Annotated in this window: 16 protein-coding genes and 3 pseudogenes; 15 read left to right on the plus strand and 4 right to left on the minus strand. The window is 54.2% G+C overall.

Annotation, left to right across the window (positions count from 1 at the left end):
* Position 1 precedes the first annotated feature (1 nt).
* The 4 genes from AC2FNR_RS19935 to AC2FNR_RS19950 all read left to right on the plus strand — a co-directional run bounded on the left by AC2FNR_RS19935 (position 2) and on the right by AC2FNR_RS19950 (position 4,717).
* Positions 2-2,248, plus strand: a complete 2,247-nt coding sequence (locus tag AC2FNR_RS19935; protein ID WP_496850996.1) for a site-specific integrase — start codon at positions 2-4, stop codon at positions 2,246-2,248.
* A gap of 3 nt (positions 2,249-2,251) precedes the next feature.
* Positions 2,252-3,718 (plus strand): site-specific integrase, encoded by a 1,467-nt coding sequence (locus tag AC2FNR_RS19940; RefSeq protein ID WP_496850998.1) that lies wholly within the window; start codon positions 2,252-2,254, stop codon positions 3,716-3,718.
* Positions 3,719-3,911: 193 nt separating this feature from the next.
* Positions 3,912-4,304: a hypothetical protein gene (locus AC2FNR_RS19945; RefSeq protein ID WP_496851000.1), complete on the plus strand. Its 393-nt coding sequence runs from the start codon at positions 3,912-3,914 to the stop codon at positions 4,302-4,304.
* Positions 4,301-4,717, plus strand: a complete 417-nt coding sequence (locus tag AC2FNR_RS19950) for a hypothetical protein (RefSeq protein WP_496851001.1) — start codon at positions 4,301-4,303, stop codon at positions 4,715-4,717. The genes AC2FNR_RS19945 and AC2FNR_RS19950 overlap by 4 nt, the downstream gene beginning before the upstream one ends.
* 158 nt (positions 4,718-4,875) lie before the next feature.
* Here AC2FNR_RS19950 and AC2FNR_RS19955 read toward each other — a convergent pair whose 3' ends face one another.
* Complete coding sequence (locus AC2FNR_RS19955) at positions 4,876-5,715, minus strand: hypothetical protein (RefSeq protein ID WP_496851003.1); 840 nt, start codon at positions 5,713-5,715, stop codon at positions 4,876-4,878.
* 269 nt (positions 5,716-5,984) lie between these two features.
* On the opposite strand from AC2FNR_RS19955, the gene AC2FNR_RS19960 reads away from it, so the two are divergent.
* A complete protein-coding gene (locus tag AC2FNR_RS19960; RefSeq protein WP_496851005.1) occupies positions 5,985-6,197 on the plus strand; it encodes a hypothetical protein in 213 nt (70 codons plus the stop codon).
* Positions 6,198-6,564: 367 nt separating this feature from the next.
* Here AC2FNR_RS19960 and AC2FNR_RS19965 read toward each other — a convergent pair whose 3' ends face one another.
* Positions 6,565-7,479, minus strand: a complete 915-nt coding sequence (locus AC2FNR_RS19965) for a LysR substrate-binding domain-containing protein (protein ID WP_496851007.1) — start codon at positions 7,477-7,479, stop codon at positions 6,565-6,567.
* Between the two features lie 180 nt (positions 7,480-7,659).
* Between AC2FNR_RS19965 and ugpB the strand changes: the two genes are divergently transcribed.
* The 8 genes and pseudogenes from ugpB (at position 7,660) to AC2FNR_RS20005 (ending at position 14,263) form a co-directional block, all read left to right on the plus strand.
* Positions 7,660-8,970 carry a sn-glycerol-3-phosphate ABC transporter substrate-binding protein UgpB gene (gene ugpB, locus AC2FNR_RS19970; RefSeq protein WP_496851008.1) on the plus strand — a complete coding sequence of 437 codons (1,311 nt, stop codon included), beginning with the start codon at positions 7,660-7,662 and terminating at the stop codon, positions 8,968-8,970.
* A 61-nt stretch (positions 8,971-9,031) separates the two neighbouring features.
* On the plus strand, positions 9,032-9,913 hold the full coding sequence (gene ugpA / locus AC2FNR_RS19975; protein ID WP_170426879.1) for a sn-glycerol-3-phosphate ABC transporter permease UgpA: 882 nt from the start codon (positions 9,032-9,034) through the stop codon (positions 9,911-9,913).
* A gap of 20 nt (positions 9,914-9,933) precedes the next feature.
* Positions 9,934-10,770, plus strand: a complete 837-nt coding sequence (gene ugpE / locus AC2FNR_RS19980; protein ID WP_170427154.1) for a sn-glycerol-3-phosphate ABC transporter permease UgpE — start codon at positions 9,934-9,936, stop codon at positions 10,768-10,770.
* 3 nt (positions 10,771-10,773) lie between these two features.
* Positions 10,774-11,829, plus strand: a complete 1,056-nt coding sequence (ugpC, locus tag AC2FNR_RS19985; protein ID WP_496851010.1) for a sn-glycerol-3-phosphate ABC transporter ATP-binding protein UgpC — start codon at positions 10,774-10,776, stop codon at positions 11,827-11,829.
* The gene (locus AC2FNR_RS19990; protein WP_496851012.1) at positions 11,829-12,776 is read left to right on the plus strand and encodes a glycerophosphodiester phosphodiesterase family protein; all 948 of its coding nucleotides are present in this window, start codon (positions 11,829-11,831) and stop codon (positions 12,774-12,776) included. Before ugpC ends, AC2FNR_RS19990 begins: the two co-directional genes overlap by 1 nt.
* A 77-nt stretch (positions 12,777-12,853) precedes the next feature.
* Positions 12,854-12,988 (plus strand): annotated as a pseudogene (locus AC2FNR_RS19995) (IS256 family transposase); the annotation flags it as partial.
* Between the two features lie 56 nt (positions 12,989-13,044).
* Positions 13,045-13,145, plus strand: a pseudogene (locus AC2FNR_RS20000) (IS200/IS605 family transposase); the annotation flags it as partial.
* Between the two features lie 86 nt (positions 13,146-13,231).
* Positions 13,232-14,263: pseudogene (locus tag AC2FNR_RS20005) on the plus strand (IS110 family RNA-guided transposase).
* Positions 14,264-14,569: 306 nt separating this feature from the next.
* Here the strand turns inward: AC2FNR_RS20005 and AC2FNR_RS20010 are convergent.
* Positions 14,570-14,971, minus strand: a complete 402-nt coding sequence (locus AC2FNR_RS20010; protein WP_496851014.1) for a hypothetical protein — start codon at positions 14,969-14,971, stop codon at positions 14,570-14,572.
* 703 nt (positions 14,972-15,674) lie between these two features.
* On the opposite strand from AC2FNR_RS20010, the gene AC2FNR_RS20015 reads away from it, so the two are divergent.
* Together AC2FNR_RS20015 and AC2FNR_RS20020 are read left to right on the plus strand one after the other, a co-directional pair.
* The gene (locus AC2FNR_RS20015) at positions 15,675-16,238 is read left to right on the plus strand and encodes a hypothetical protein (RefSeq protein ID WP_496851016.1); all 564 of its coding nucleotides are present in this window, start codon (positions 15,675-15,677) and stop codon (positions 16,236-16,238) included.
* 303 nt (positions 16,239-16,541) lie between these two features.
* Entirely contained in the window at positions 16,542-17,543 is a 1,002-nt protein-coding gene (locus AC2FNR_RS20020; protein WP_496851018.1) for an IS30 family transposase, read from the plus strand.
* Positions 17,544-18,026: 483 nt separating this feature from the next.
* Here AC2FNR_RS20020 and AC2FNR_RS20025 read toward each other — a convergent pair whose 3' ends face one another.
* Positions 18,027-18,686 carry a GntR family transcriptional regulator gene (locus AC2FNR_RS20025; protein WP_496714368.1) on the minus strand — a complete coding sequence of 220 codons (660 nt, stop codon included), beginning with the start codon at positions 18,684-18,686 and terminating at the stop codon, positions 18,027-18,029.
* Between the last annotated feature and the right edge of the window lie 62 nt (positions 18,687-18,748).

Below are 18,748 nucleotides of genomic sequence, written 5' to 3' on the forward strand. Positions count from 1 at the left end.
AATGCTGGATAATACCCAACCTCAAGGAACCGTTGCAGACGTGATTGCTGTTTTGCGTCTGACACCCATGAACGCAAGCACGCGGGTGGTCACGATCAAATCCGTGCGTGACCTGCGTGCGGCTCTATCAGGTGGAACGAACCTGTCAGCCTCGGAGTTCTTCGATGCGACCACAGTCCCCACGCCGGAGTTGCGCAGTAAGCTCGGCCCGCGACATGTTCAAATCCTGAGCGACGTCAAACGGGCGCAACGCGCCTGGTCGGACAGGTTTCGCCGTGACCTGGTATTGCGGCTCAAAGGTAAGTTGCCAACTTTGGCGGACGCCATTGATGCGGTCGAAGCCATGGGCGCTTCTGATCATGGTCAACGGACAGTTCAATCGATCCGAAAATTTGCGACCGCTCAGGCGACATCACCGGCAAACATTACCGCGACAGCCGTGGTTACCGAACCCCTGTTGCGCGCATTGGTGCCGGAAGATCTCGGAGTTCGGACAGCCAAGACGCTGAGGAACAAGGTTGTGCAAATCCGTTCCGCCGTTGAGTTGATCGATCCCAACGCCGTGTCCGGACGGGAGGCGGATGTCAAAGGCCTCCCGAAGGTTTGGCAGGAGTTGCTCGCAAAGTTGGAAGCAGAGATTCCGAAATCCTGTAACGCCGAGCTGGCTATTCTTCGCCGGCTCGCGGTTCGGGCGGATCGCGATGGTCTCGTGCCTGGTCAGGTACAGGCCGAGCTCATCGCCGGTTTTGTCGCTTATGAGAAGGCCACCAAGTCCTCCGGCCACATCGAAAAAATACGCCGGGCAGCAAAAATCTGGAACAAAGTGATTGTTCAAGAAGGCCTGCTTGCCGCGCAGTTTGAAACCACCAATCCTCAGAACAGGCTTCCGGACGTGGCCTGGGATGAGGTTCCCGAACCGATACGGTCGCGTATCGACGCACTCACTGACAGAATGGTCGCCCCTCAAGGGGATGAAGCCTGGTCCTCGTTCATTGAAGATGAAGACGATCTGGGACTGGGTGAACTTTCCTTGGGGGTTGGGTCAACCGATACAAAGCTCGCCCGTGAGAAAGGCACACAGCGCAACCTTCGAGATGCGGTGAAGCGGGTCTGGCACGCGGCTCAGACCAGTCCCAAAGTACTGGAAAAGCCGCGGACACTGGACGATCTTTTCCGCACAGACTGCCTTCTGGCTGTCGTTGCAGCCATTCGCGAAAAGCGGCGTGCACGCGTCGAGGCGAGGGGAGACAGTTGGGAGGCCCAGAAAAAAGGCCGGTATGAGTGTTCTCTGATCCAGGCACTATACTCGGTTGGCAAATCCTGTGAACTGCCCGTCGAGATCCTGGAACCCGTCAGGGAACTGACTCTCAAGCTGGACCCAAGCGTCGTTGGCACCAAGATCAATTCCGATGGCACGCTGGCTTATGTCTACGAAGATCGCAAGATCGGCCGTCATCACGAAACGATGTTGCGCCAGTTCAACGAAGACTCGGCGCTGAGGCGCTGGTTCCAGGCACCGGCTGTCCTGTGGCGTGAAGCCGAGGCATGGACGCGCCGGGGCAAGAACCGGCCCACATTGGCCCAGGCAGCACTGGCGCGTTCCGCATTGATCGCCCAGCTCGAACAACGTGTCACGCCGATGCGTCGTACCAACCTGGCGCGGTTGCGAGCCTTCGGTGATGACAGTCACCTCAGCTTTCCCGTGGGGGCAGGGGAGGGAACGTTGATCCTGCCGGGGGCGGAGTTGAAAAACCTCCGGTCGATCCATGTCACCATAGATCCGGAGACGGTGAAGATGGTGAAGAGTTTCATCGAGGTCTATCGGCCACTCTTTGTTGAAAATGCAAATGCCGACCCGGAAAACCCGCATCTCTTTCCCGGCGCGGCCAGTGAGCGCAAGGAACGTGGCGAAGATGGCGGTTATCCGACGGGTCTCGGCTACATCACCAAGGAAAAACTGTCCCAGCGCTTCCGGCAGCACATCTGGAAACACTGCCAGTTGCGCATGGATCTGCAGGTGATGCGCCATATCGCCGGCAAGGTGATCCTCGACATGGATCCGAGTGCTATGGGGCTGGTGCAGGAAGTGCTGGGGCACAAGCGGATTGAGACCACGCAGTCTTACTATGCGCAGGTTTGCAAGATCGTCGCGCAGAAAAACTACCTGCAATTGCTCGACCAATATACGCGTCGCGTCGTTTCGCATGTGGATTTCCAGGTCATGCTCGAACAACAGAAGGAGGGCTGAGATATGCCAAGATACCGCCTTTCCATGGCACCTTCCAACTGGCCCGAGGATGTCCGGGCCCAGTTCGAGGAGGTGTTTTCAAGCGCGACAAAACATCAGCATCGGCGGCTTGAGCAGGGGCTTGGCCGTTGGCTTTTGGAGGCAGATCGCGATGATCTGCCACCGGACCTGATCACGCCGGCGCTGGTTGAGCGCAGGTTGGGGCATCTGCGGCCGGAAATCGCGGCCGCAGCCAAGCAGGCGCTGCAGGCCGTCTATCCCGAGGCGGCGGTCTTTGTTCGGGAAAACAAGGTCGAAGTGGAAAGCAAGCGGAAGGCACTGCAACGCGAAATCGACCGCAACTGGCATCGTTTTCCAGCATTGTGGCAGGAAGAGGCCCAGCCAAAGCTGCATTTTTGTTCCGAGGGGCTCAATGATGGCATTCTGGTGGAAGCCTGGACATCCGATACGCTGCAATCGCGTTTGCAAACGGCCTGGTCCTTTTTCGATTTCTGCCGGCAAGAGGGACTGGAAGAAGAGATCACAAGAACCACCGTGCAGCGGCGCCTGGATGCGCGTCAGGCGGAGTTTCGGGCGGGCCACGTTTCTCTGGCAACGGTCCATGGGGAGATACAGCGCCTGAAGTTACTGGGCATAGCGACGTTTCGGGATCGGGACTGGACATGGCTCGATCCGGTTCTGCGCGTACTAAAAAAGAAAATGGCGCTGCAGCCTTCCCGCAGTGATGCCCGGCTTGTCGATCTGGCCGAGCTGCGCCAGGCGGCAATCAGCTGTTCCGAAGTGGCGCTGCGCCATCACAAAGCTGCTGTTGGGTGCCGAGCCAAAACAACAGCCAACAAATTGGCACGCACCGGGCTTGCGATCAGCCTGCTCGTGAATTCGCCGATCCGACGGGAGTCGCTGGCGACTCTGGATCTGAGGGAGAATTTTGATGCCGACTTCACGCGCCTTTTTCTATCGCCCCACGAGACTAAGGACAAGAAACGCGATGAACGTATATTGACGCCGGAGGTTCGAAAGCAGTTACTGGATTATGTGGCGGACCACAGAGCTTCAGTTGCTCCGCAACGGGAAACCGCTCTGTTTGTTGGCAGCCGCGGAAAGCCGGTCGCACCCGGCTACCTGAGTCAGACTGTGGGCGATCAATGCCAGAAGCTCTTTGGCAAACGTGTCACACCGCAAGTCATCCGCAACATCATTGCCGGTTTCATCGTGTCTCAGGTGCCGGAGAAAGCCAGCCTCGCCAGTGTCGTCCTGAACCATGCGTCGACCACGACGACGGAAACCTACCGGGCCAATGGCAAGCAGGTTCAGGCAGCGAAGAAACTGCGCGAGGCCAATGACCTGGGCCGGGCGGACCATGGCGTAAACCAATCTCCGTTGGAACAACCTGAAAAGCGGGGAAGTAGTCGCAAATGCCGTATCAGGCCAGTGCGACGCCAGCATCGTAGATACTCCGAACCGACATAAGCGGTGCGAATACCGATCTGATGGCTATCGATGCAGCACTCCCCTGTTGGCTTCGCGGCTCCTCTCCATGAGAGCCGCAACGCCAAAGGCGATGTGCTGTTTCAATCAAAAACAAAAAACCCCAACCGTGCCCGAGGAGCGGTTGAACTTGTCACCCGGGGCATCCCGCTCCGGGCATTCAAGGGAGAACGCAATGTTCGATACCCCATCAGCCGGAAACGGTCTGCTTTTCTTCTTATCCAGCAATTCGGAGGCGCTGCAGAATGCGGTTCTTCTGCTCGGCGGGCCACCCTGGGTGCGCCGGTTTCTGAGGATCACATGTGATCTGGAGCAGGCCGGATATGCCACGCCGAAAATCCGCCGCGAGCTGAATTCTCTGCGTAGCCTGTTGGCATTAGAGAATGTTCATGACGCTGAACAGGTTGAAGCTGGCTATTTTGCCCAGATTGACCCGGCATCGGACAACGTTCAGGAAATATGCCGCCTGACCGACGGGTTGGAAGACGCCATGACAGGGCAGGGGATCGCGACTTCAGCCTGTCCTGACACACTCGGCACATATGAAACCCGGGAGGTCTGGCAATGAGTGTGTTCGACGATCCGATCCAAAAGGCGATCTACGAAGCGCTGGTTGCCGCGGGTGCTGCGCGCGATGCTGTCTACGAAGCAACTTCCCGTTCCACCTGTCCCAAAAGACTACAGGCGGCCGCGCTCCGGTTTGAGCGGCTTCGAGATGATGACCTGTTTAAAGGCGCCGCGTTCGACGAAGTGTCCGCGTTCGAGCAAGTGCTGAGCACGCATGTCGCCGCTGAAAGTCAGTCTGGATATGTTGCCGACGAGCATTGTATGTCAGGTGGCGGTTTCGAGATTACGCATCTTTCTGAAGACGGGCAACGGTTTGAAGCCGCGCGCAGGTCGGTTGCGGCACTGGTCGCAGCCCTTCAGGACGTGAGCCGTCAATTGCACGCAGAGCGCCTTTCCGTGTCGTTGCGTGGATAGTTGCTGCCTCGGTTGGCCAAAACTTGGCCAACCAAAACCAATCAGCATCCCGCAAGGCCCACCGAAACGGTTCTGTTTGTCGATGCCGACTGCAAATGGCTCCTGCCGCCGTTGTAGACCAGGGGATGCGAGGCATCAGATCCTCTGAAGCCGAATTGCTACAAGAGGTCCGGGAACTGGGTTTTCAGTTTTTCGGATTCCATGACGGCCTGCATGATTTCGTGCGCAGACAAAATTCCAGATGGTAGTTTGTCCATATGTTCAGTTGTCAGGAGTTTGAAATATTTGCGGGCGTTTTGGTTTGTATCCTCATGGTATTCCGCAAATTCTGTGCGGACATGGAGGGTTCGTTTAGTACGAGTTCCGGCCGTGTTTGAGACCACTCCGACTGCAGGATAACCTTCAGTACAAACCATGATGGTTCCAACTGGGACTTCACGAAACTGCTTCGCCAATCGTCGTTCACGAGCATTTTGCTGCCGAATGTCGTTATCCTTTTCGCGCGCCCGAATAAGTCCCTGGGTGAGGGCGAGAAGCATTGCTCCAAATACAGACTTCGCCTCGCTACTGACATTTTCGATGCCCGGGAAACTTGCTTCAATGGAGCGTCGCTCTTCAGACTTCAACGAATTCACAGGAATTTTTTGTATATGTTCCCATGGAAGCAGATCTTTCACCCTGTCCAAAACCGGTAGCAATTGGGGTAGAAAAGAGAGAACTTGTTTTTCACATAAGGGCTTGTTGCCGACTCTATCAAGTGTTGAACATTCCCAAGTGTGTTCATCGTCCCATGCTCTGTAGCATACGCCGTAGTCGCGATTTCTGAGTGCAACAACAACCTCCTTGGCACCGTTTTCAAATGAAATCAGTGTATCGACAATCACCCCCTCAACAGTTTCTTGGGTTCTCGTTTCCTGCAGACAATACGGGTCATACCTATTTGGAATAAGATTGTCCTGAAACTGTTCATAGAGAGAATAGTACGACGCATAGGGCATTTGGTTTTCCGTCTTTGTTTGCGCTGTTCTTCAGCGGAGTTTCGAATTCTTCTGACTCGCATGTTTCTGCGGGGTCGATCAGAAGATTGGATGGACCGCATTCAATCCAAGAAAGTTTGTTCACTTTTTCATAGGGGGTGTCCGCAAACCGTGTTGGTGCGCTTCGGTGTTTCGCAGAGAAGCCTATATCACTTCGCCATCTACGCGGAGGATATGTGACCCTGCGAAATGCGACCAACGAAACGTCCTCGACGAGTCGGAGCCGACGCGTGCTAAGCTTTCCGGGCACGGACGAACTTATCGAGATGCCGGCAAACGTGCGCAGTAAACCTTTGAAACGCACACCAGCCATGCGGCACGGAATCGACGCTGTCACGAAGAAGGACGGCACCGTGGCGGTTTCAAACCTATATCGCGTGTTGTATCGTCCGTGGCTCTATGCGGGAACACCTGTCGGCAAGAAGTTCGAGCGAAATAGGTAGCAGATACACAGCCGGGGGATCGTACAACGGCAAGTGAATGGGAGGTTCCGATATTCGGTTGGCCAATCCTCACTCACATCGCTTGAACCGCCGCCACATATCTGACGTGAAGTGCGGTTTCCAGCCATTTGCCGCAGCACACGCTGCCGTCCGAACTGCGGACAAAACGGGCGCTAAAGTGCCTTAGGATTAGGAACTAAATCATCCATGCTCAATTGAAGAACCACTCGGCTTTTCGCCGTTTTTGACTGTTAATCAGAGATCGATCTCGGAGGCTATTCCAAATGCTCAAGTATTGGTTTCAAGCTATGAAGATCGAAAATGTACAGCTTACTGGTAGCGAACATCGGCGTTTGCCGCCCTACAGTCAGTGATGGAGTTTGCCTACCTTGAACGGGGCTAAGCTCTCTTGGAACTGCTCGATGAACTCTAGCGTCACCAATGACGGTTGCTTCAAAACCGGACGCACAAGGGAAAGCGTATGTGACAAGAGCGGTTTGAACGGTCGGTAGCTCAATCCGTTGTCTGCGTATTGGACGGCGTCCAACTCGCTGACCACGGAAATCCCAACACCCTTTACAGCTAACTCACAAGCCGCCGTGAACTGCCTGACTTCGATGTGGGAATTGAGTTTGACGTTGGCGCTTTGAAACGATTTTGAAAGTTTCCCAAAAAAGTCGCTGTCGCGCCTTGTGTGAATAATCTTGGCATTCGCAAGATCCGTAGGTGACACCTCGCAGAGTTCTTCCAATTCATGTCCGGTAGGAAACACGCAAACTGTGCGGACATCGATGTCTCTGCTTTCGACGGCCGGATGCCCGTTAAAACTATCTGTGATTCCGAAATCATATTGCTCACCGATCATCCACTCGAGAATGCGTTCCGGTCTGTCTGGTTCGATCGTCATTGTTACACCTGGCCGATGTTCTAAAAAATTGGCGATGACGTTGGGAAGGTGACTGGTGGCGAACCCGGGCAAACATGCGATGCGGATGTGTCCCGCCTTGCGTTGGGTTATATCTTGGCTAACGTCCGAGATCTGCTTCATCAACTCCAAAACACGCTCTACGCTGGGTTGCAGATAACGCACCTCCTGCGAAGGCACTAAGCGACCTTCACGGCGATCAAAAAGTTGAAAGCCAAGCGATTTTTCCAGATCAGAAAGCAGTCGGCTGACCGCAGGCTGGCTTATCCCCAGATCCGTAGCTGCAGCAGTGACCGACCCATTTGTAGAAACTGCCATGAGCGCTTCCAATTGGCGGATCCTCAAAGTTTGACTCATGTTTTGAACCTGGTTCGTTGTTTGCTTTGCAAGTTTATAATGTAATGTTATTTTTTTCTCAAAAATTAAATGCTTGAATTATAAAATTGTGACGTTAACGTCGGGAAATCGTCATGTGTGCTGATTACGCGTTGCGGTCGGTATTCAACGAAGCATCAACACTGATGCATGGGAGGAAACATGAATAAGCAATTTCTCGGCGCTCTCGCCGTAACTACTGCGTTGTCCCCCGTGGCGGCGATGGCCCAAACTGAAGTTCAGTTCTGGCACGCCTTCACCGGCCGACTGGGTGAGCTTGTTAAAGCGCAGGTCGAAGAGTTCAACGCCAGCCAGGATGAGTTCGTCGTGGTCGAAAGCCACAAAGGCAATTACTCAGAAACTCTGAACGCAGGAATTGCGGCTTTCCGCGCCGGTGAGCAGCCCCACATTCTAATGGTTTTCGAAGTGGGCACTGCAACGATGATGTCGGCCGAAGGTGCAATCAAACCCGTCTATGAAGTGATGGCTGAAAGTGGTGCATCGTTTGATCCTGACGCGTACATTGGCGCTGTCAAAGGGTACTATACTACAACGGACGGAGAAATGCTCTCACTGCCTTTCAACTCGTCCACACCGGTGCTGTGGGTCAATCGCGATGCCTTCGAAGCGGCGGGTGTTGATCCGGACACAGACCTATCGACCTGGGAAAAGGTTGGCGACGTACTTGAGCAGCTTAAGGCTGGCGGCGAGGACTGCCCACTGGTGACAGCCTGGCAAAGCTGGATTCACCTCGAGAACCTGTCGGCCTATCACGACGTTCCGTTCGCATCGCAGGACAACGGTTTTGCCGGTCTGGATACCGAGCTGATGTTGAACGGTCCGGCGCAGGTCGCACACCTGACAGCAATGGGTGACTGGGCCAAGGATGGCAAGTTCATCTATACCGGGCGCAGAAACGAAGGTGGCGCAAATTTCCGGGCTGGTGAATGCGCGTTGTTCACCGAAAGCTCGGCTGGTTATGCCGGTATCAGCTCTGAAGCTGAGTTTGAGTTCGACGTACGCCCGCTACCCTATTGGGAGGCAGTCACCAGCGAGCCGCAGAACACCATTATCGGCGGCGCATCGCTTTGGGTAATGGAAGGCCATGATCCCGAGGAATACAAAGGCGTTGGCGAGTTCCTGAGCTTCCTTTCGTCGTCGGACGTTCAGGCTGCTTGGCACCAGAATACCGGTTATCTTCCGATCACGTCCGAAGCTGGTGAAGCTACTCGTGCTGCAGGTTTCTATGATGAAAACCCCGGCACCGACATCGCGGTGATCCAGATGACTGCGAAGGAACCAACCGCAAACTCTAAAGGTCTGCGTCTGGGATCGTTCGACCAGATTCGCGGCATCATCGACGAAGAGCTTGAGGCCGTCTGGTCCGGTGAAAAGACCGCTCAGGAAGCGATGGACAGCGCAAAAGAGCGCGGTGACGCACTGCTGCGCCGGTTCGAATCCGCCAATCAATAAGTCTTAGTTTGATGCGGGCCTGTTAAGGGCCCGCATTTTCTTTTTTCGGTGGAATATCAGGATGGAAAAACGCGTCACCTTCCGCGGCTGGCTTTTGCCATTGGCGCTGATCGCTCCTCAGGTCATCATTTCCGCCGTATTCTTCTTTTACCCCGCAGGCCAGGCCGTTTGGCAGTCTCTGTTCATACCTGATCCCTTTGGGTTGTCGTCCCAATTCGTCGGGCTCGGCAATTTTGAGTTCCTGCTGAGTGATAAATTCTACCGCGCCTCTTTTGTGACTACGGCGGTGTTTTCAACGCTCGTAACGCTTTGCTCAATGATCCCCGCCTTGTTTCTGGCGGTCATTGCTGATCGTCTAGTCAAGGGATCGGGCGTTTACCGGACGCTGCTGATCTGGCCCTACGCCGTTGCCCCCGCTGTTGCAGGCGTGCTGTGGCTGTTCATGTTCAACACACGCGTCGGCGTCGTCTCGTGGTACCTCGGCCAACTCGGCTATGACTGGAACCACGTCCTGAACGGAACCGAGGCCATGGGGCTGGTTGTTGTCGCCTCGGCATGGGGGCGCATCAGCTATAACTTCCTGTTTTTCTTCGCGGCATTGCAGTCAGTTCCAAGGTCCGTGATTGAAGCCGCCGCGATCGACGGCGCGCGTTTCTGGCGCCGGTTCTTCACCATAGTGCTGCCGCTCTTGTCACCAACCGCGTTCTTCCTGCTGGTGGTCAATGTTGTCTACGCCTTCTTTGAAACCTTCGGCGTGATCCACACGATTACCGGCGGTGGACCACAACAGGCAACGACCATTCTGGTCTACAAGGTCTTCTCGGATGGGTTCGTGGGACAGGATCTGGGTTCGTCTTCGGCGCAATCGGTCATCCTGCTGATCGTCGTCGGCCTGCTGACAGTCATCCAGTTCAAATACGTTGAAAAGAGGGTGCACTACTGATGGCAGCCCAACAACACGGAATGGTCGAAAAACGCGGGATGGGGATCTGGCTGACCCACGCATTGATGATTCTTGGAGTGCTGATCATCTTTTTCCCGATCTGGCTGGCATTTGTTGCCTCCACCGTTACCCAGCCGGAAATCGTGTCACCGCCTATGCCGTTGGTGCCGGGTGACCAGTTCTGGGAAAACTACAAGGCCGCGCTGTTTTCTGGTGTGAATGTCCCGGTCGCTACAATGTTGTTCAACAGCCTCGTGATGGCCATTGGTATTGCGGTGGGCAAGATCGTGATCTCACTATTGTCAGCCTTTGCGATTGTCTATTTCCGGTTTCCCGGGCGGACGACGTTCTTTTGGCTGATCTTCCTGACCCTTATGCTCCCGGTCGAGGTGCGTATCGTTCCGACGTTCGAGGTTGTTGCCGGGTTCGGTATGCTCAACAGCTATTACGGATTGATCTTCCCTCTGATCGCTTCGGCCACGGCAACGTTCCTGTTCCGGCAGTTCTTTCTGACGATCCCGGATGAACTGGCCGAAGCTGCCCGCGTGGACGGGGCCCGCCCGATGCGGTTCTTCATCGATATCGTGGTGCCGATGAGCCGGACCAATATCGCGGCCTTGTTCGTGATCCTTTTCATCTATGGGTGGAACCAATATCTCTGGCCGCTTTTGATAACCACCGACCCTGAAATGAACACCATCGTGATGGGCATCAAACAGATGTTCCCGTCCGGCGATGATGTGGCCGAATGGCCGGTCATCATGGCCACATCCATTCTGGCGATGATCCCGCCGGTCATCGTGGTGGTGTCGATGCAAAAGCTCTTTGTCCGCGGCCTTGTCGATAGCGAGAAGTAAGAAATGGCAACAGTAACCCTTGAGAACGTCAAAAAGAGCTTTGGCACGACGGACGTCATCCATGGCATCGATATCGACATTGCGGATGGTGAGTTCATTGTAATCGTTGGTCCTTCGGGCTGTGGGAAGTCCACGCTTTTGCGGATGGTTGCGGGCCTGGAAACCGTGACATCCGGCGAAGTCCGGATCGGAGAGGAACGGGCCAACGACAAAGAGCCGATGGATCGTGACATCGCGATGGTCTTCCAGAACTATGCGCTCTACCCACATATGTCTGTGCGCCAGAACATGGGATATGGCCTGAAAATCGCCGGGTTGCCGAAGGTCCAGATTGATCAGAAAGTGACCGAGGCCGCCAAGCTGTTGCAGCTGGAACCCTTGCTGGATCGCAAACCCAGACAGTTGTCAGGTGGTCAGCGTCAGAGGGTGGCGATGGGTCGGGCTATTGTCCGCGAGCCAGCAGTTTTCCTGTTTGATGAGCCGCTCTCAAACCTTGATGCCAAGCTGCGGGTCCAGATGCGTCTGGAAATTCGCGAACTCCAAGAAAAGCTGGGGATCACGGCGCTCTATGTGACCCACGATCAGGTCGAGGCCATGACGATGGCCGACAGGATGATCGTGATGAATGGTGGCATTGCCGAGCAGATTGGAACGCCGTTGGAGGTTTACGAAACGCCCAGAACTCTGTTCGCGGCACAGTTCATTGGCAGCCCTGCGATGAATGTGTTTGACGCCTTGCGTGAAAACGGGACGATCAAGATCGGTGAAATTTCAGTCGGCCGATCTGCAGGTCCTGATACCGCGTTGAATCTGGGGATTCGCCCAGAGCATCTGCTGTTGGATGATAATGGTCCGCTGGAAGCAGCGATTCAGATGGCAGAACCGTTAGGGGCCAACACTCTGTTGCACGGTCAACTCGCGGGCGTCGGCGGAGCGATCACGATAAGCCTTCCAGGCGTCCATCCGATCGAAGGCAGGCATCCGAACATGCGGTTTTCGGTCGACCCAGAACACATGCATCTGTTTGACCAATCAACCGGCGAAAGGCTGGACGGCTAATGGCGTTTCCACAAGTCGAAGCCTTCCGTGGTGGAGAAAACCTGATCCGGGTCGTGGGCCATCGAGGGGCAAGAGGCGTTTTGCCGGAAAACAGCATGATTGGTTTTGATTTCTCGCTGTCTATCGGTGTCCCGCTTCTTGAGTTTGATGTTGTCCTTACGGCGGATGACGTTCCGGTCATAACCCATAATCATCGTCTGCACGCCCCCAGCTTTCGCGGCGCAGATGGCCTGTTTCTGACCGGGGAGGAACCGAAGGTTTCGTCACTGACTTTCGAACAGTTACAGCAATTCGATATTGGACGGTTAGACGGGCTTTCTGCCTATGGCCAACGCTTTCCAGACCAGGCCCAATTGGATGGCGTCCGTGTCCCAAGGCTGATGGACTTGCTAGATTTGGTAAGTGAACCAAAATATGGCGATGCCTATCTGATGCTCGAACTGAAGTCGGATCCTGACTTGGCCCATGATCCGCTTCATAGGGAGAACTTTGTCGGGCGAGTTCTACAGAAAGTTCGCGCCAAAGGTCTTTCGTCGCGCGCGGTGCTGCACAGTTTTGATTGGAACCTTCTGGAGGAATGTAAGAGACAAGCTCCTGATATGCCGTCTTCTTACCTTACACAGCTTCCAAATAACGCGGATGATGTTGGGGAGGATTCCTCGAAAGCGGTTTGCCCTGACTTTCGTGGTCGTCGTGATGAAATTCCAAATTTGGTCAAGCAAGCTGGCGGCTCGCTTTGGTGCCCGTACTACGCGGATGTAACGGCTGAAAATGTGGCGCGCGCAAAAGATCTGGGCCTATGCGTTGCCGTTTGGACGGTCAATGAGCACGAAGAAATAGACAGGATGATCGATCTGCGCGTGGATGCAATCGTATCTGACTACCCCGGCCGGGTTCAAAGGCATCTGTCGGATTTAGGCATGGGATGGCATGTCGACAACCAGTGAAATCTGCGTCGCTAATTCGTGATTTATTTGTTTCTGCCAATCACAATCGGAAAGGATCGATCACATCATCACTTCAACCTACTGTGGAGGCCGCGACCAAGCTGATCTACTTGGCGATCAGGAACTTCGAGAAAGGAGGCAGGAATGTCCGCGAATGGTTTGCCGCCCGTAACCAATTCGCTATCATGTTCGAGGAGCGCTTCAATGCGTGACCATATCTGAAACCCGCATGGGCCGGAACAGATACACAGAGTTCATGACACTTCTGGGCAGTGGGTACTTTTCTACCACCAACGGCGCCATTCCCGAAGACATCGTCCTTCGATACCTCGAAATCACATCGCCGATCCTACCGGCGCCAGCCGGTAGATGGGATGGTTGCCGCCCATCTCCGACGGCATCGCAATGTGCCAAGGTGGTGATGTTGGAAACCACGAGATGAAAGGACGGCAACCATGACAGAGATTATGATGATCGGTGTGGATCTGGCAAAGAACGTTTTTCAACTCCATGGGGCTTCAATTGCAGGCGACACGGTGTTTCGCAAGAAGCTTACACGGGCTCAATTCCGACGGTTCATGTCTGAGCATCCGCCATGTGTGGTGATTTTTGAAGCTTGCTGTAGCGCCAGTTACTGGGCGCGTGAGATGACGAGGAGTGGTCACAAGGTGAAGCTCATCGCGCCCGCAATATGTGAAGCCTTTTGTCAAAAGGCACAAGAATGACCGTGCGGATGCCGAAGCAATCGTCATTGCCGCACGCCAGCCAGAAATGCGCTTTGTTGAACCAAAGACCGCAGAGCAACAAGCCAGGGCGGTGCTGTTCCGCAGCCGCGAACGGCTTGTCCATCAAAGGACGGAACTGGTGAACGCCTTGCGGGCCGTGCTTTATGAATACGGCCATGTCATACCAAAAGGGATTGGCCAACTCGGGCGGTTCAGGAGATCATTGCAGAGCCGGACAGCAACCTGCCTGAACTGGTACGGGAGGAGTGCTGGGACTTGCTGGAACAGATTGCCGGGAAATCGGAGCGGATTGATAAGAAGACCATGAAGGCAAAGGAACTCGCCGCAAAAACGGACATGGCCCGCCGCTTGAAAACGATGCCGGGGATCGGCCCCATGACTGCACTGGCGATAGAAGCATTTGCGCCTGCGATGGAGAGCTTCAGGTGTGGCCGAGGATTTGCGGCCTGGCTTGGCCTCGTGCCTCGCCAGCATTCATCGGGAGGTAAAGACAGGCTTGGACGAGTTTCCAAGGCTGGCCAGGCCGATATCCGTCGCTTGCTGATCATCGGTGCGATGTCCCGGCTGAACTGGATTGGGCGGCAACCAGTTCCGCCCGCTTCCTGGCTGGGGCGTATGCTGGAACGAAAACCGAAAATGCTCGTCGCAATCGCATTGGCCAACAAGATGGCGCGCGCTATCTGGGCCATGTTGACCAAGAAAGAGGACTATAAGGATCCAGCGTCAGCGATGGCCACATGATATCAATGTGCGCTGAGGCCTGACGCTGGCACCAACGATGTGAGAGGACACTGATCAGAATGGGCAAATGATCGAACAGATCAGGAGTCGGAAAACCAGGTGAACGACTTGAGCTGTTAAGCTCGCTCGGTAGATTTGGACCTGCTCCGCTGATCACCATCCCGGCCCGCGGCGCTGGAAAGGCCGCACTTCAGAGGCCTGACACAAGACCGCATTCGATCACATTGCCGAAAGCTCAGAAAACTCTTGCGTCAGCGGCGGCAACCACACAAGTCGTTCAGTTCTCAACGCCGACAGTTTGGGGGGCTAATACCAAGCTACTATTACTTTGTCGCCGTGCATGAAAAAGGGTAACTCGGGCGAGCCTGTTGCCCAATCGCAGATTTCCCGGGCACCAGCCAGAAATGCCATCTGCTGTGTTGGCAGCGGGTCAGAGACAGGTTGTGTAATAACATCGGGGTAATCGGGAAGCGCGGGGTATAGCTCAAGCATTGCAACCCAACCATCTGATTGTTTCTTGACCTGAAAATCCTTCAGGCCAGGCTGGTTGAGACACAGACATCTCGTTCCATCCATGATCCATTCAGGTTCTCCATTGGGTATTCGGCGGGTCATCTCGAGCGCATCCAAAACAATTTCAAGCAGCGAGGCTTTGTTTTTGGGCTTCTTTTCAGGATTGTATTCAGGTGTGATCGTACAGATTTTCATGTTTGGTACTTCCATCTTTGTGGAGATTTGCGCCCTGTCGCTCAGAAATCGAGAAGTTATGAGGTTAGGCTGGCCTCGTATGTTCACTCGTCGATTTCGGAAGTGTCGGGAATGGCATGGATGCGGTATCGCTGATTTCCTCGTCGCTTGGTCATCTCGCGAGGCGGTGATCGTATGGGATAGCTGCTCGGCATTGGTTCTCGTCCAGGTGATTTCAGACAAGAGTTGGGTTCGTTCGAAACTTCTGAAAAACGCGTTTCACAAAAAAATTCGATTTTCTGAGTTTTGAACCGACCCGCTTGAGTGCAACCCAGCAAAAGTGACAGTGGTTGATAGTGACAGCTACTAGTATGCCGCCATCTCTGGTTTGGTATTTCGGCAATCCAGATCAAATGATCTGCCTGCACTTCAGATCACTGGAGCCGGGCGTCAGGAAGGCAGCAAGTTCAGACGCTCGTCGGGCAAATGCCGAGCTATCGCGAAGCGTGTCGGAGAACTTTCATCGCGCGCCGTGAGTAAGTCCTCATGAGCGACATGCTTGTTGTTTTTTGACCCGCAGTGGTGGCCAACAAGGGCACAAACAGAAAAAATCAAAAAATTTTCGAAAACGATTTCTGGAAAACCGGAAGACGCCCATCTCTTTCCTACAGCAAAGAGCGTGTCTTTGCAGTGACCCCTGAACACCTACATACGAGCGAAAAAAATGGGAATATATACAGTCAACAAATGCATCCTTCTCGACGAGAAAGATTTTGCAGCGATGAACGCCGCGCCAATTGCAACCTCCGAAGAGCTTTCCGATCTCGTTAGAGACATTGCCGATGGCATCATTGGATTTGACGAGAATGAAGACATTCTTACCGAGGTAGTCTCAGTCGTATCAGAGCGGTTTGACGAGGTAGAGTGTTTCTCCGATATCAGCCCCTGCTATGCTAAGGACAATTGGAAAGCCAGCTTGAACACCATTGCTGAGAATTTCGCAGGTGTTGAAGCCGCTAAGATGGCAGAACTCATGCAGACTGGTAACGTTGATGCGCTGAAAACTGCACAAATTGCAAGATTGCATACAGCGATCGACCAAGACCAGTATTGGAAAGCCCGGCAACTTCTGGACGGAATTGAGAACCTGAAAGCGTCGGGGTTGCCAGGGTTCCGTTCAAGCGGCTGCCAAGACATTGGTGGTTCTGATGAGGCTTACGATTTCCGTGATCGAAACCATGGTGCCGGTACGCGTCTCCTGGTCGAATACGCGATTCAATGGCCCTGAACCTAAACCTGAGAATGGCTTGAGTGACGGGACCTACTACGCTCGGGCCATTCAAGTAAGAGCTGTCGCAAAGTTATCATCGAACGATCATCAACAAGCGTTTGGCAAGTGTATGGCCCGGAACCATTTGGCCGGATCACACAGTTCCAGCCTTGGCTTGACGAAATTTAAGTGGGCTGTTGTGCAATCCAAATTTTAACATAAGAACTCTTACCGGTCACAAGGCTGTAGCCGCGGTGCGCGCTACCCTGAAGTGCGACTCCTGTTAGAAACCAATGGGTTATCTAATGAGGAGATCATGGCATGGGCGCAGTATATTCGCAACTCAGCATCGAAGAACGCCGCAGAATTGAGCGCTGGAGGCACGCGAAAGTCCCTGTTCGAGAGATGGCACGTGTGTTGAAGCGCTCGAAGGCAACCATTCATCGAGAGATCAAACGAAACTTCTTCTCGGATCCGTGTCTACCTAAATGTGATGGCTACTACGGCGTGTCTGCGCATCGGAAAGCTGCGGATCGACGCGCCAGGCAACGAAAACTGATCCGCCATCCTGAGTTGCGCAAGCGTGTGATCGAGCGGCTGAAGAATGGCTGGACGCCCGAACAGATCGGCAACCGGATGATCTATGAAGGCGCCAAGCTGCGCGTCTGTCAGGAAACGATCTACCGCTACATCTATTCCAGCGAAGGCATGGCCGACGAGCTCTGGTGGTATCTGCCCGAGCACAGAATGTCCCGCAGGCCACGCCGGGCCAGGACACGTCAGGCCCCCAAGTTTGACCGCGATGTCAGCATCCTGTTTCGCCCGGATGATATCGCACATAGACGTCAATTCGGCCACTGGGAAGGCGATTTGATGCTGTTCAAGCAGGCGCTTGGCCAGTCGAATGTGACGTCGCTGGTCGAGCGCGTCAGCCGGTTCACGGTGCTGCTGAAGAACCCGAACAAACGCACCAAACCCGTGATGGGCAAGATCATGAAAGCTGTGCGCGACCTGCCCCACCTGGCGCGCAAATCCATTACATTTGACCGCGGCACCGAATTCGTCAGCTGGCCGCATCTTCAGGCCGAGATCGGGACGCAAACGTGGTTTTGCGATCCTTCAAGCCCGTGGCAAAAAGGCACCGTCGAAAACACCAACCGCAGGGTGAGGCGCTGGCTTCCCCGCAAGCGCGACATCACGGCGGTCACAGATCATGAATTGAAAATGATCTGTGACCGCCTCAACGCGACGCCCAGAAAATGCCTGGGGTGGAAGACACCGGCCGAAGTGTTCCGGGAAAAGATACTGGAGGAAATGCAATGACGCCCCTACCCTGACACCCAACAGGAGTCGCGGTTCAGGTATCGCTCACAAAAGTCGTTCGCGCCGAAGAAGTCACCTCAGATCTCGATCTCATATTTGACTATCTTGTTGAAACCGCTGAGCACTTTGGCGAAGATCTGGAAACCGCTTTTCTGCGCGCTGAGAAGCGCGTCATAGAGATTCAGGAGAGCCTCGAAAGCCTGGCGAACGTTTCACATCAAGGCACCCTTAGACCACATCTCGGCAATAGCATTCGGAACGTAACCAAGAACAAAACGATCATCTATTTCGAAGTCGACGATGACGAACTGATCGTACGCGTACTCGCCATCTTCTATAGTGGTCAAAACCACGATGCGCATATTCTGCTGCGCCTATTGTCCTGAACCCAACGCGTCCATTGGACGTACGATCGGCCGGCAGTTCTCATAAGTCAGCTACCTTTTTTTGATAGTCGAACAGTACTGAATCTCAAATGTTTCTTTACCGATCCGTTGTGTTTTTGAGCGATGCCATCAGGTTGTGGAACTTCTCGCCTTGCACGGCGACGTGGGAACGAAGGGCGTTGGCAGTATCGTCCGCCAAGCCTTCCTCAAGAGCATGAACGATGTCCTGATGTTCGGACATAGACTGCGCCATACGGCCACGAAATCGAAGCTGTTGCCGTCGGAAAGGTTTGAGGCGCCGATGCAGCTTGGAGGCCTCTTGTTCCAGAAACGAATTCCCGGATTGCTTATAGATAATTCGATGAAACCGTTCATTTTCGAGGTAGTACGTATCTGGATCACCGTCATCGACGGCCTGCTGACATCTCGCATTGGCGTCCGTCAGATCTTTCAAGGCCTCTTCGGAAATGCGCATAGCGGCAAGTCGGCCGCATACAGCTTCGAGTTCGGCCATGACCTCGAACATCTCCATCAGTTCTACCGGACCCGGCTGTCGCACAAAAGCACCACGGCGCGGGATAAGGTCGACTAGGCCTGACAGCGCAAGTCGTTGAAATGCTTCCCTAAGCGGCGTTCTTGAGACTCCAAACTGTTCGGCCAGTTTGACCTCATCCAGACGGTCGCCGTTAGAGAATGTACCGTCAAAGATCAACTCTTCCAGTTCCTGGGCGATATTATCGGCAAGTCGTAAGTCCATAGGATTATGTATAGGACTCAATTTGAAAAAAATTCAAGAGCATTGGTCTTGTATACAAAAAA

It is taken from the genome of Ruegeria sp. SATB045, assembly GCF_059613525.1.

What these genes read in the sequence shown, in the direction of transcription:
- AC2FNR_RS19990 (WP_496851012.1), top strand. Translation starts at nt 11,829, where the DNA reads ATGGCGTTTCCACAAGTCGAAGCCTTCCGTGGTGGAGAAAACCTGATC.
- AC2FNR_RS20025 (WP_496714368.1), bottom strand. Translation starts at nt 18,686, where the DNA reads ATGGACTTACGACTTGCCGATAATATCGCCCAGGAACTGGAAGAGTTG.
- ugpA (WP_170426879.1), top strand. Translation starts at nt 9,032, where the DNA reads ATGGAAAAACGCGTCACCTTCCGCGGCTGGCTTTTGCCATTGGCGCTG.
- ugpB (WP_496851008.1), top strand. Translation starts at nt 7,660, where the DNA reads ATGAATAAGCAATTTCTCGGCGCTCTCGCCGTAACTACTGCGTTGTCC.
- AC2FNR_RS19955 (WP_496851003.1), bottom strand. Translation starts at nt 5,715, where the DNA reads ATGCCCTATGCGTCGTACTATTCTCTCTATGAACAGTTTCAGGACAAT.
- ugpC (WP_496851010.1), top strand. Translation starts at nt 10,774, where the DNA reads ATGGCAACAGTAACCCTTGAGAACGTCAAAAAGAGCTTTGGCACGACG.
- AC2FNR_RS19945 (WP_496851000.1), top strand. Translation starts at nt 3,912, where the DNA reads ATGTTCGATACCCCATCAGCCGGAAACGGTCTGCTTTTCTTCTTATCC.
- AC2FNR_RS20010 (WP_496851014.1), bottom strand. Translation starts at nt 14,971, where the DNA reads ATGAAAATCTGTACGATCACACCTGAATACAATCCTGAAAAGAAGCCC.
- ugpE (WP_170427154.1), top strand. Translation starts at nt 9,934, where the DNA reads ATGGTCGAAAAACGCGGGATGGGGATCTGGCTGACCCACGCATTGATG.
- AC2FNR_RS20015 (WP_496851016.1), top strand. Translation starts at nt 15,675, where the DNA reads ATGGGAATATATACAGTCAACAAATGCATCCTTCTCGACGAGAAAGAT.
- AC2FNR_RS19940 (WP_496850998.1), top strand. Translation starts at nt 2,252, where the DNA reads ATGCCAAGATACCGCCTTTCCATGGCACCTTCCAACTGGCCCGAGGAT.
- AC2FNR_RS19965 (WP_496851007.1), bottom strand. Translation starts at nt 7,479, where the DNA reads ATGAGTCAAACTTTGAGGATCCGCCAATTGGAAGCGCTCATGGCAGTT.
- AC2FNR_RS19950 (WP_496851001.1), top strand. Translation starts at nt 4,301, where the DNA reads ATGAGTGTGTTCGACGATCCGATCCAAAAGGCGATCTACGAAGCGCTG.
- AC2FNR_RS19935 (WP_496850996.1), top strand. Translation starts at nt 2, where the DNA reads ATGCTGGATAATACCCAACCTCAAGGAACCGTTGCAGACGTGATTGCT.
- AC2FNR_RS20020 (WP_496851018.1), top strand. Translation starts at nt 16,542, where the DNA reads ATGGGCGCAGTATATTCGCAACTCAGCATCGAAGAACGCCGCAGAATT.